This window comes from Aquimarina sp. AD10, from assembly GCF_003443715.1.
Classification (GTDB): Bacteria; Bacteroidota; Bacteroidia; order Flavobacteriales; family Flavobacteriaceae; genus Aquimarina; species Aquimarina aggregata.
In genome coordinates this window covers 1996299-2008382 of sequence record NZ_CP031965.1, presented here as the reverse complement: position 1 = coordinate 2008382, position 12084 = coordinate 1996299, and the positions used below count along the sequence as shown (strand labels likewise).

General features: G+C 31.5%; 10 protein-coding genes, 1 tRNA gene and 1 pseudogene. 3 read left to right on the top strand and 9 right to left on the bottom strand.

The window, feature by feature from the left end; all coding sequences use genetic code 11:
• Positions 1-70 precede the first annotated feature (70 nt).
• Positions 71-499: a hypothetical protein gene (locus D1816_RS08505; protein ID WP_066318827.1), complete on the top strand. Its 429-nt coding sequence runs from the start codon at positions 71-73 to the stop codon at positions 497-499.
• Between the two features lie 11 nt (positions 500-510).
• Positions 511-1839 (top strand): type VI secretion system contractile sheath protein TssC, encoded by a 1329-nt coding sequence (locus D1816_RS08500; RefSeq protein WP_118502213.1) that lies wholly within the window; start codon positions 511-513, stop codon positions 1837-1839.
• 350 nt (positions 1840-2189) lie between these two features.
• On the opposite strand, the gene D1816_RS08495 is transcribed toward D1816_RS08500, so the two are convergent.
• From D1816_RS08495 to D1816_RS08475, 5 genes are all read right to left on the bottom strand, one after another.
• On the bottom strand, positions 2190-3542 hold the full coding sequence (locus D1816_RS08495; RefSeq protein WP_118502211.1) for a DUF5458 family protein: 1353 nt from the start codon (positions 3540-3542) through the stop codon (positions 2190-2192).
• Between the two features lie 20 nt (positions 3543-3562).
• Entirely contained in the window at positions 3563-4015 is a 453-nt protein-coding gene (locus D1816_RS08490) for a hypothetical protein (protein ID WP_066318818.1), read from the bottom strand.
• Between the two features lie 228 nt (positions 4016-4243).
• Complete coding sequence (gene tssD, locus D1816_RS08485) at positions 4244-4630, bottom strand: type VI secretion system tube protein TssD (RefSeq protein ID WP_118502209.1); 387 nt, start codon at positions 4628-4630, stop codon at positions 4244-4246.
• A 340-nt stretch (positions 4631-4970) separates the two neighbouring features.
• Positions 4971-5045: transfer RNA gene (locus D1816_RS08480), tRNA-Pro, on the bottom strand.
• Between the two features lie 120 nt (positions 5046-5165).
• Positions 5166-5522: a hypothetical protein gene (locus D1816_RS08475; protein ID WP_066318602.1), complete on the bottom strand. Its 357-nt coding sequence runs from the start codon at positions 5520-5522 to the stop codon at positions 5166-5168.
• A 426-nt stretch (positions 5523-5948) separates the two neighbouring features.
• Between D1816_RS08475 and D1816_RS08470 the strand changes: the two genes are divergently transcribed.
• Positions 5949-9266, top strand: coding sequence for a starch-binding protein (locus tag D1816_RS08470; protein ID WP_158597711.1), 3318 nt, complete (start codon positions 5949-5951; stop codon positions 9264-9266).
• A 74-nt stretch (positions 9267-9340) separates the two neighbouring features.
• Here the strand turns inward: D1816_RS08470 and D1816_RS08465 are convergent, their stop codons facing one another.
• The 4 genes and pseudogenes from D1816_RS08465 to D1816_RS08455 all read right to left on the bottom strand — a co-directional run bounded on the left by D1816_RS08465 (position 9341) and on the right by D1816_RS08455 (position 12023).
• A complete protein-coding gene (locus D1816_RS08465; protein WP_118502205.1) occupies positions 9341-9973 on the bottom strand; it encodes a response regulator transcription factor in 633 nt (210 codons plus the stop codon).
• Positions 9970-10434, bottom strand: coding sequence for a sensor histidine kinase (locus D1816_RS08460; protein WP_118506235.1), 465 nt, complete (start codon positions 10432-10434; stop codon positions 9970-9972). The genes D1816_RS08465 and D1816_RS08460 overlap by 4 nt, the downstream gene beginning before the upstream one ends.
• Positions 10435-10512 (bottom strand): annotated as a pseudogene (locus tag D1816_RS26270) (hypothetical protein); the annotation flags it as partial.
• 263 nt (positions 10513-10775) lie between these two features.
• Positions 10776-12023: a hypothetical protein gene (locus tag D1816_RS08455; RefSeq protein WP_118502203.1), complete on the bottom strand. Its 1248-nt coding sequence runs from the start codon at positions 12021-12023 to the stop codon at positions 10776-10778.
• Positions 12024-12084: the final 61 nt, after the last annotated feature.

Sequence of the window (12084 nt, the reverse complement as noted above, 5' to 3'; positions counted from 1 at the left end):
ATATTTTATAGATAACGGATTTTTATTAGGTCAAATCAATTATATTTAGAGAATATTAAAGTAGTAAAGCATGGCAATCAATTTTGATTCTAAAAATAAAGAAGGAGTTCAGGAAGTCCCTCCAAATAGAACATTGTTAATAGAGAAGTTGACCGATGTGTCACCCTTAAGACCAGAGATGACTTATCAACTTAAGGATATAGAAGCGGTATTTAAATATTTTAAGCCTAATGTAAATGTTCTTTTTGAAGGTATCGATGGAAATATGGTTGGCGAGACAATAGCATTTAAAAGTCTTGGTGATTTTGATATACAGAAAATAGCAAAACGAAGTGAATATCTTAAAAGATTAGAATATAAAAAAACAGCATATTTTAATATAGCTAATACCTTTAAAAAACAAGAATCTCTTGGCGAAATAATAGAAGATACAGAATCAAAAACAACTTTATTGAAGATGATTAAGGAGTTAAAAAAGGAAATTAAAGACGCTAGCTAGTACAACTTATAATGCATAATAAAATCTCAAATAATATAAATATTGAAGGTGTAGAAACCCCGAAATCTAATGTGATAGATTTTGATTTTTTGGAGATGATTATTCCAGAATTATCTTCGATTAGACCAAGTCAAAAGAAGATTAAGGCTAATTTTCTAAATTCTATTGCTAATAAAGCTTCTAGAGAAGATCTTCTGGTTATTCTAGATCTTTGGGAAGAAGCTCTTGAAAACAATAAGAGTGTATCAGAGGTTTTGAATTATATATCTGGTAGAATGACGGATGTTTCGGTTAATTATAATAAAAACCTTGAGATAACCGCAACATCTATAAGAGATCTCGAAAAATCATATACGTCAACGGCATTATTTTATGACAATGCTAAGGAAAAAGAAGTTCATAACCTTACGATTCTTAATGCGGATCTGGACCAAATTAAAGATTTAGACGATACCTCTTATTTTGAAGCAGTTGAAAATGAAATTAATTCTGCTTATGATCGTCTCGATTTACGAGAAAATTACTCTCTTTTGGTTATACCTGGGTACTTAGGGGATAATAAAGTTTTGGAGAAGTGGTCAGGAATGGTGCATAATAATAAAGTTCTTCTAATTACAGATTTTGAGCATCTTGATACACCTGATGACATTGTTGAGTTTTTTGAATCTGCAAATCATATAAAATCAGATGTATTTTTATCCAATACTATTATGACTTGTAATTGGCTGGTAGGAAGAAGTAAATATGATAATATTAATGAGAGTGATGATTTATATATTCCTCCTTCTACTTCTTTGGCAGGTAAAATTTATAGTGCTCAAATATCACAAGCATCGGCTGGAAATAAATTTGGAGTGTTAAATCGTGTAGATGGTGTTCGATTTGCCTTAAAAAAGAATGATTTAGCAGTATTAGAGCGTTTAGGACTGATTCCTATGTTTTATGAAAATGGAGAAATTATAGCCTTCTCTGCCAAAACTCTTTTTAACGGCGATAATCTTGGTTTGCAAACGTATTCTGTGGTACGTGTATTTGATTATGTATCCAAAGTACTTATGGACTATCTAAATAGGAGGACTTTTGAAAATTTCAATACGCAAACTAGAAGAGAAATCATGAATGAAATAGTGAAGTTTCTAGATAATAATACGGGGCCGGATAAGCTTATAGAGAGTTTTTCAATAAAAAGACTAGAACGCGATACCGAGGATAAAAGACGTATTCATCTAGATGTACACATGGAACCTTATTTTCCTGCTAAAAACTTTTTGATACGTATGGATGGAAAAGTAGGTGGGGAAGGAAATGTTTGGGAGTCTTTTTATTTTCAAAGTTCTTAATAATATTTTCTAGTATAGTAAATAAGCCTGTAGTATAAGAGTAAGACAGATGAAATATGTGAAATTAAAAGATGTTTATTTACTACACTTTAAAAGAGTTTTAGCTTGAAAGAATATAATTTTAGTAGTGACTAAAAGTAATCTTAATAATCAATCTTTATAGTATAGTATGTCTATTTTAATTTGTTATTTGAGATAGGTTTTAAGGTTAATATACAATATGAAAAAACCACTATAACCAGTTTCGTTTTCTTTTTGAAAACATTAAATAGGTTATAGTGGTTTTTCTATAAAATAATGTAAAATGTCATTTAACGGCGTTTTTTACGCCAAAAAATAGTTGCATTTTACTATTGTTCTTCGTAATCTGTGTCCCATTCGGTACCTTCATCTCCTTTTTGACCGTCCATACGTATCAAAAAGTTTTTAGCAGGAAAATAGGGCTTTAAGCGAATATCAACATGGATTTTATCTTTTTCAATATCATCTTGAGCAAACCTTTTAATATCAAAGTTCTCTATAAGTTTACCAGGACCAGTTACACCATCTAAAAATTTTATAATTTGTTTTAATATTTCATTTTTAGTTGTTGTATTAAAGTTCTCAAAAGCTCTTCTATTTAGAAAGTCCATAAGTACTTTAGATATATAGTCAAATACACGTACCACAGAGTAGGTTTGTAGTCCTATATTATCACCATTAAAAAGAGTTTTGGCAGAAAAAGCCATAACCTTACCGTACTCATTAACCATAGGTACTAGACCAAGTCCTTCTAGTGTTGCAATTTCACTCTTTTTAAGATCAAATCTAACAGCATCAACCTCGCTTAGACCACCATGTTTTTTACCTGCAGCGACTTGAGACATTAATGTTTTGTAAAGCGTTCCTGCAAGTGCGCCTGATGGCGGTACATACAGACTTTCATCTTCACCTAATTCTTCTTCTTTTTCTCTTCCTACTAACCAATTACAAGTCATAATAGTATTAGAGAGATACGCATCACCACTAGCTAGATTTGCACTTTCAAACATTTCCATAACATCATCGGGCTCATCTAAGTGTGCAAAATCGGTTACTAAGGTTAGTTTATTTCCATAGGCCATTTTACCCCATTTATCGACTACCGATTTCGATCCCAGATATCCTGGGATAACCAAAAGAGAGTAGTTATCTCTTAAATCTAAACGATCATATTTTGAAACAATTTCTTCTCTTATATAATCGAAAAAGCGGGTGTTATCTAAATCTGCTAATTGTTCGAGTTCTGCATTAACAATAGTCACATTCTTAATAGCAGCGATGTCGGTATTTTTATAAAAAAGAGCTACAGATCTGTACGAAGATTCTAATTCTCTCGTTTCATCTAATGCAATCTTTAGATTTTTCTTTAATACAGTCTTGGATTGTTGAGCACTATCTTCTGCTTTTTCTATCATATCTAAGACATCCCCATCACTTTTAAGTGTGTCTTTCCATAATTCCAAAACTTTAAGCAGATCACTTCTGTCTTGCTTTTTGTTATTTTCAGTAAGAAAAATTTTTCTCCTAGCTTTTCGCTCAGGGTTTAAATTTTGAACATCATCTATAGCAGATTCTAAAAGATCAAATCCTCCATATTTAGCTAGAGCATCTGATTTTTCTTTAATCCTTTCTAGATACGATCTTTCCTGTAAATTTTCCTGACTTTTTTCTGTGTTTGCCATATATAACTACGGATATAAAATTATTTAGCAGCACTAAGTTCAGCGATCAACATTTCTAATGTGGTGACCAATGATTCTTTTGCATCCTTATCTTGTAATGCCTGCTTAAGTACTTTATTCGTTTTAAGTTGCTTTATGATTTTTTTGTATTGTTCACTTTCAATTTCAAGGCCTTTTAGAAAATCACTTTTTTGAGTGATTCCTTTTTTTCCGAAACTTCCAAGATTATCAAATTGAATTGTTTCATTAACACTACCACCTTCTTTATCTTCAAATTGAAGATTTAACTCAGGAGAAAAATGATCAAAAACTTCATCAACAGTTCGTAAACCTTCTATTGCTTCTGGTTTAATAGGAGTATTTGGAGTTAGTTTCCCGGCTACAAGTGTTCTATTTTGAGGTATTTCATTTAATGCTTCACTAGCATCGTTATCCAATACATTTCCACCAATACCTACGTTATTTGATGCCATATGTTTAAAATTTAAGATTATTGAGTTTCGAGTATACTGCTAATATATCCAAAACTATTGAAAAAACATAAAAGAGGGTGATTGAAAAATTCAAACACCCTCTTTATGAGAATTATCTGTTACTCAAAATCAAACTAATTAGATTGATCTTGAGTTGTATATTTTTAAATTATTATAAATGTTAAAAATTTACAGATAGATCAAAATTATCAAAAGAATGATTGATAATTATTTCCACTCATTTATGTGTTTACCTTGTCCAGATTCGATTTCTCTTGCAGAAATACAAAAGCTTGTTGTTAAAGGGTTTGATCCAGTAGAATCAAATTGTTCTTTAAACTTTACTAGGTATCCTTCGGTGAAATTAATTGTTTTAAGGGTTGCATCGTTATCCCTTTTTGTAAAAGTGATAGAGCCATCTTTACGTTCAAAACTGCTACATTGCCATTCGAACATTTCAGTACCATCACTAGATTCTATAACAAGATCTATTTTACCTCCACGTGTTACAGATGAAGGTCTCCCTGTTGCATCAGTTTCTTGATTTAGGGCATAGGTACAACTTAATACGTTGTACTCTTGACCTCCTACTTTTAATTTAGCTTTAAAAGACATAATAAATTTGTTTTTGTGGTAAATACTACCAGATTAAAAATTATATAACGGCAACAATGCCAATAACAAACTTACTTAAAAAGTTTAATGCATCAAAACCAACAAGTTATATTTAATATTGCGACCTCTTTATTTTAGATAAAAGACAGTGAAATCACGATTAAAAACACACTTTTGTTACTGTAAATTTATTTAGACTTCTAAATTCGTACTTGTAGGAGTGATTGTATTTAACAAGTAGTTAAAAAATTAGTAAAGATTAATAATACTTTTACAATGTCTAAAGATTCAGAATCAAAAAAACCGTTTATATCATATGATAATAAACGGTTCTATTTAGTCGGGGTGGCAGGATTCGAACCTGCGACCTCCGCGTCCCAAACGCGGCGCGATAACCGGGCTACGCTACACCCCGAAGTGTAGGTTTTCCTTTTGAGGGTGCAAATATAAGTAAATCATTTAATTTTCATAACTAATTAGAATAATAAATGAATATATTTTTCGAAGGTCTGTAATGACTTAGAAATAAGTGTTTCTATGCGTGATAGTATCGTTCTCTATAAATTTTTCCATCTTTCCATTCTGTAACTACTGTTTGTTCAGAAAGCATAGTGCTTCCATCTTTTAACTTTAATTCCATCACAGCATCATAAAAAGAATGATTACCATTAATGGCGTAGTTTTTAACATCATATCTTACAAAATCTTGTAACTGATTATCTATAAAATCTTGCTCGAATTTTAAATTAAATGCTTTTCCTTTTTTTGGAGCATCATTGGCTTCAACTAATTCTACATCATCATGAAGATAAGTATCCATAGCTTCTATAAAAGCTCCTTTAGATAATAATTCGTGAACGTGTTTCAGATTTTTTTCGATTGTATTTTCCATAGGTTCTTTAAATTTTTAGATTAATTTTTAGTTTGAATCATTTATGGGTACAAAGATGCGCAAGGAATGCTGTTATTAAAATGTAGTTTTTGCCTTAATTCATGTCAATTTTTCCTTAAAAATTAAAATTTATATGCTAACTAAATTGTCATATTATAATTTTTTTGACGTGAATAGTAATGACTTTATAATTTCAAACAAAGTTTTTCATATTAATATTTTTATATCATTTTTATTATAAATGTCGTAAGGTTTTAACGTAATTATTAATTATTTATTAACACTCAAACGTTTGCGTGAAAAATAGACAAACTGTTTTTAACTAAAAGATCATTTTTTTTTGAAACCTTTATTACAACGTTTTAGTGTTTTTAAAAAACAGATTATCAAATGTTTACTTATTTAACCAACAAATTAAAATATGTCATGAAAAAATTATTCTATTTAGGGCTTGTACTTGTTTTATGTCTACCTAAAATTACTTTGGCTCAATCAAATAGGGATATTCCCTTTGTTTGGGAGAACGCTACAGTCTATTTTGTTTTAACAGATCGATTTGAAAATGGTGATACTTCTAATGATTTTTCTTATGGTAGACAGAGAAATGGTCCACCACTAAGAAATTACGAAGGAGGAGATCTTCAAGGTTTGATTAATAAGATTGACAGCGGATATTTTGATGACCTGGGAGTTAATGCACTTTGGGTAACACCTCCTTACGAAAATATACATGGTTCTATTGGCGGAGCAGGATATGCTTTTCATGGTTATTGGGCAAAAGATTGGACAACTATAGATCGTAATTTAGGAACAGATGCGCTCTTTAAAACCTTTGTAGATAAAGCTCATGATCATGGCATTCGCATAATTATGGATGTTGTTTTAAACCATGTTGGACCTGATAATTCTAGTGATGAATCATGGCCTAATGAATGGGTACGACGAGAACCTACTTGCAATTTTCAAGGTCCTGGAGGTAATATTCCTTGTGAGTTAGTAGATAATTTACCAGATATCAGAACAGAATCTAATGCTAATGTTTCGGTTCCAAGTTGGTTGCTTAATAAATGGGATCAAGAGGGTAGAAAACAACAGGAAGAGGCAGAGTTAAATGATTTTTTCAATAGTACGGGGTATCCAAGAGCTCCGAGATATTATATTATAAAATGGCTTACAGATTATGTAGAAGAATATGGAGTAGATGGGTTTAGAGTAGATACTGTTAAACATGTAGAAGAATTTGTTTGGAAAGAATTAGAACAAGAAGGTATTAAAGCTTTAAAAAAGTGGAAAAATAACAATCCAAGTAAAAAAATAGATGATCTGGATTTTTGGATGACAGGAGAAATATTTAATTATATGGCTCCTAGCATGGGGAGAAGATTTACAGGAGATGGGTTTAATGTAGACTATTATGATAATGGTTTCGAAAATCTTATCAATTTTGAGTTTAGATTTAATGCTAATGATGGCTTAGAAAGCATATTTAGTAAATATGATAACTTATTACAAAATCAGTTAGGTAATGGTAAAAGCGCGATGAACTTTTTAGCAAACCATGATACTAATGAAGTTTTTGATAGAAATCGTACTAGAACTTTTGAAGCAGGTACTAAATTGTTACTTACTCCCGGACCGGCACAAATTTATTATGGTGATGAAACCGCAAGAACATTAACTCCTGGTGGAGGAGCATTTGGAGATGCTACATTACGGTCTAATATGAACTTTAATGAACTAGGGAATCCAAATTCTAAGGCAGCGTTAACGCTAAAACATTTCCAGAAAATAGGTAAGTTTAGAAGAGAACATGTTTCGGTGGGCGCAGGTAAACATACCAAATTACAGGATACTCCTTATACATTTAAGAGGGAATATAATGCATCAGGAATTACTGATAAAGCACTTGTATATACCGGACTTGATGGTGATTTTACAGGTGGGTTAAATGTCTTTGGTATGTGGCCAGATGGTACAGTGCTACAAGATTATTTTTCTGAAAAAACCGCAACAGTATCAGGAGGAAATGTAACTTTCGACACTGCTTTTGGTCTGGTTTTAATCGCAAAACCATTAAGTATTACAGAGTCTGTAAGTTTATCAATAAATCCCGATTCTGGTTTTAATACAAATCCAATTGATGTTACAATGACAGCTTCTTCTTCAGTAGATGGTGCGACAATAGATATATTTTATACCGAAGATGGATCAACTCCATCGGCATCTAGTACATTATATACTACTCCATTTAGAATTAGTGAAACTACTACGATTAGAGCTATCGCTATAGATTCAGAAGGGAACCAATCTCAAATACTAACTAGAGGTTATATATTTGGTGGTCCTTTTGATGTATATTTTAAAAAACCAGCAAGTTGGTCTTCAGCTTTTATTTATTTGTTTAACCAAAATACAGGAGCAGCGATACCTGGATTTCCTGATTGGCCAGGAATCGCTATGGAAGAAATAATGAATACACCTTGGTTTACACATACGATAAACCAGAATTTTCAAGTAGGTATTGTGTTTAATGATAATGGAGGTGAACAGACCGATGATCTTACTAGAATAAAAGAAGGTTGGTATGATAACCAATGGACCGATACATGTTCAAGTGAATGTCCAATTGCAACAGGGAAACCTGAACTTACCATAACTCCTGATTCAAGCACGGTTATTGGTAGTGTAAATGTGTCTATGAGTGCTACAAATTCTGGAGATATATTTTACACTTTAGGAGACGCTTTACCTGATGCGAATAGTACTCTTTATACAGGTACATTTTCTATAAATACACCAGGTGTTACAAAGGTAAATGCAATTGCAATAAATAGTGTAGGAAGTTCTAATGTTATTACTAAAACATATACCATAACCCAAAACACATCTAGTTATACGGTGAATTTCAAGAAACCAAATGCTTGGAGTACAGCATATATCTATCTTTTTAATAAGAATACAAATTCGGCTTTACCTGGATTTCCTGCCTGGCCAGGAATACAAATGACAGTTTTAGATTCTACTCCTTGGTATACTTATACTATTGATCAAGATGTTGAAGTTGGAATAGTATTTAACGATAACGGAGGTTCTCAAACAGATGATTTGTTTAGAACTAGCGATGGTTGGTATGATAATCAATGGACAGATATATGTTCTGGCGATTGTCCTGATACTATAGATACTTCATTTAAGGTGTATTTTAAGAAACCACCAACATGGGGAAGTACTTTTATTTATATATATGATAAAAATATAAATGGTCCAATAGCGGGAGCTCCGGCTTGGCCTGGTACAGCAATGAGCCCTATTCCAGGAACTTCTTGGTATTCAATAACTATAGATCAAAATGTTGAAGTTGGGATTGTGTTTAATGATAATGGAGGTGCTCAAACCGATGACCTGTGTAGAACGACAACAGGCTGGTATGATGACCGATGGTTTGATACCTGTCCGAGGGAATGTCCAGATGGTAAAGTGGCTGCGGGTAATGACATTAATTTGGTAAAGCCTTTAACTAATCCATTTAGTGATACATTAACATTGTCTTTCTTTGGCGATACAAATAAAAAACCTGTAAGTGCTATGCTGTATACATTAAATGGAAAAAGAACTACTATAATTCCCAATAAGATTATTAGAGCATCTACAGTTATAGTAGATACTTCTGATTTACCCAAAGGGATGTACATTTTAAAAGTACTATCTGGTAATGGTACGCAAATAGTTAAATTGGTTAAATAGGACCTGTTGTTTATAGAGGACACCTACTATTGTATTAATAACATAGTAGGTGTTTTAGTAGTATAGATTGATTATTAGACTAATAATCCTTTTTCAAAAGCTACTCTAACTAGCCCGGCAGTATTTCGTACACCTAGTTTCTGAATCAAGTTACTACGATGTGCTTCGATAGTTTTAACTGTAACAAAAAGTGTATTTGCAATTTCTTCAGTGGTATGTTCTTTGGCGATTAATTGCAATACTTCTTTTTCCCTTCTGGTGAGTTTAGGAATAAAAGAAGATGTGGTTATACCAATACTTTCATTCAATAATTGATTTTTAAGATTGTTGGGTAGATAAGTTTTACCAGAGTATACGGTTTTGATAGCAAGCTCTAACTCTTCTTTAGAAGTATTTTTTAATAAATATCCTTTGGCACCGTTACGCATCATATTTTTTATAAACCCTGTTTCATTATAGTTTGATAAACCAATCACGGCTAGATCGGGATATTGTTTAGTAATAGCTTTGCATAATTCGATTCCGTTACTATCGGGTAGGTTAATATCCAGAAGTACTACATCTGGTGTCATATTGATGATATTGGTTAGCAATTCCTCTCCTTTAGTATAAGTGGCAATTAATTGTATATCGGTAGTATCCTTGAGCATTATTTCTAATCCCTTTAATACCATTGTATGATCATCTAAAATTGAAACTGTTATCATGCTTTATATATTTTGTTGAGGTCAAGTACAATGGTAAAAGTGCTACCGTTTTGGTTAGAAACAATATCTAGATTAGCATTAAGAAAATTGATTCTGGATCTTACATTCTGTAATCCTATTCCATTACTTTTTGCAGATAGATCAAATCCGTTACCGTTATCTTCAATAATAATATTTACGAAATCTTCATGTTTGTTAATTTGGACTAAAGCTTCGCTGGCATTAGCATGTTTTATAATATTATGAACGAGTTCTTGTATGATTCTATATATGGCCGTTTCTTTTTCTTTTTCAAGAATTAGTTGGTTTCCAAAGTATTGAAAATTTATATGTAATGGATTTGTATTGTTTGTCGTATTACAAAATTGTTGTATAGCTTCTATCAAATCAAAGTTTTGTAAAGAAGCAGGGGATAGGTTGTGTGAGATTCTGCGCACCTGTTCTACTGTGTTATCAAGCATCTCTATGGTTTCCTTATGAATTGTCTTTTCTGTATCATTTAATGTAAATGATGGTAACGAGGTTATTTTGTACTTGATTACAGCTAAATCACCATTTAAACCGTCGTGCAGATCTTGAGCAATACGATTACGCTCTTTTTCTTCTCCATTAATTAAAGATTCTAGTTTTACAATTTCTTGTTGACGTTGTAATACTAGTATTTCATTGTTTTTGATTTTTTGTCGCTGTTGGTAAATAAATAATAAAGAAAAGAAACCTAGTATAGCTGATACTATAGATAGTGTTAAATAGGTTTGATGTTTCTCTGTTTTTAATAACTGATTTTCTTGCTTTTGTATCGTCAGATTCTGCTGTATGATTTCTTTATTTTTTTTGTGACTTGATATTTTTGATCTAGATCATAGGCCATATAGGTTTGTTGTTGAGTCGTAATCTTTTCTTTTGTTTCAAGATATTTGTGTTGCGCTTCATATCCTTTTTTAAAATCTCTTGTTTCGACCCAATAGATAGAGGATAATTTGTAAAAAGACTGTTTAAGATGTAAATCACTTATAGTAGCTATGAGAATATTTAGTTTTTTTAGATGAATATCGGCTTCTTTCCAGTTTTTAAATGTAATATCTTGAGTAAGTTTTGTTAGGTATAGATCAAACAAAGTATGATTTGGTATTTCTTCGTTTTCGATTTGATTAGTATTTAAAGAAGGGATTTTTTCAAATTGTTTTGTTTCCCAATATAACTTAGCGCTTAAAATTTCTATTTGAATTCTATAACGGGGAACATCCTTTTTTTTAAGTAATCCCTGAGTTTTAGAGATATAAGATGCTACTTCTTTATATCGTTTTAGTTTTAGTAAAATAGAAGCTTTTAGGATATATGTTTGACAAATCGTGCGATCTACATTATAGCTAGTCTTAGCAAAATAATCTAAAGCTTTATCTGTATGTATTAAGGCTTTTTGTAGATCGTTTACTTTATAAAAATTTCGGGCTAATGTAGAGTGTGGCGTTCCAAGTCTATAATAATCATTTGTATCAACAATTGCTATTCGCTTAAAAATATAATATACGGCAGAGTCAATTCTTCCTATGTTAGAATAGGCCACTTCTTTTGCATTATAAAAGTACCTTAAACTACTTTTAGATGTGCTATCAGAGATATATTGTTGTGTTTTTGTATTTAATACATAAAAACATGAATCTAATTTTCCTTCTGCTCTTAATGTATTTGCGAGTTGCGTATTTAGTTCTACGAGATGGCTATACCTACGGTATTTTTTATAGATTTTGATACTTTTTTTTAGATGCATTTTAGCTGTAGAAAGGTCTTGTTTAAATCTATATATAGTTGCCTTTGCGCTGTATGCATACCCTATAAATAAGCTATCGTTGTTTTGGATGCCGTATTCAACAAGACTATCGGTAATTTTTAATGCGTTTTCAAAATTAGTTTGGTTAAGAGATTCATGCAGTTGATAGGTTAATCTTTTTTTAACTGATGAGGTATCTATATCATTATTATGTTGTGCAGATATAGTACAGATATAAGGAAATAGAAGAGAACAGATATATAGTAATATTGGTTTCATGACCAATGGTTAGGTTAATGATAAAGGTTCATATCTAAAGGTACAAATCTTTGTTATAATG

Excerpts from the sequence above, each read along its gene's own strand:
- D1816_RS08490 (WP_066318818.1), bottom strand. The coding sequence starts at position 4,015 with ATGGCATCAAATAACGTAGGTATTGGTGGAAATGTATTGGATAACGAT.
- D1816_RS08460 (WP_118506235.1), bottom strand. The coding sequence starts at position 10,434 with ATGCTTGATAACACAGTAGAACAGGTGCGCAGAATCTCACACAACCTA.
- D1816_RS08500 (WP_118502213.1), top strand. The coding sequence starts at position 511 with ATGCATAATAAAATCTCAAATAATATAAATATTGAAGGTGTAGAAACC.
- D1816_RS08465 (WP_118502205.1), bottom strand. The coding sequence starts at position 9,973 with ATGATAACAGTTTCAATTTTAGATGATCATACAATGGTATTAAAGGGA.
- tssD (WP_118502209.1), bottom strand. The coding sequence starts at position 4,630 with ATGTCTTTTAAAGCTAAATTAAAAGTAGGAGGTCAAGAGTACAACGTA.
- D1816_RS08455 (WP_118502203.1), bottom strand. The coding sequence starts at position 12,023 with ATGAAACCAATATTACTATATATCTGTTCTCTTCTATTTCCTTATATC.
- D1816_RS08470 (WP_158597711.1), top strand. The coding sequence starts at position 5,949 with ATGAAAAAATTATTCTATTTAGGGCTTGTACTTGTTTTATGTCTACCT.
- D1816_RS08495 (WP_118502211.1), bottom strand. The coding sequence starts at position 3,542 with ATGGCAAACACAGAAAAAAGTCAGGAAAATTTACAGGAAAGATCGTAT.
- D1816_RS08475 (WP_066318602.1), bottom strand. The coding sequence starts at position 5,522 with ATGGAAAATACAATCGAAAAAAATCTGAAACACGTTCACGAATTATTA.
- D1816_RS08505 (WP_066318827.1), top strand. The coding sequence starts at position 71 with ATGGCAATCAATTTTGATTCTAAAAATAAAGAAGGAGTTCAGGAAGTC.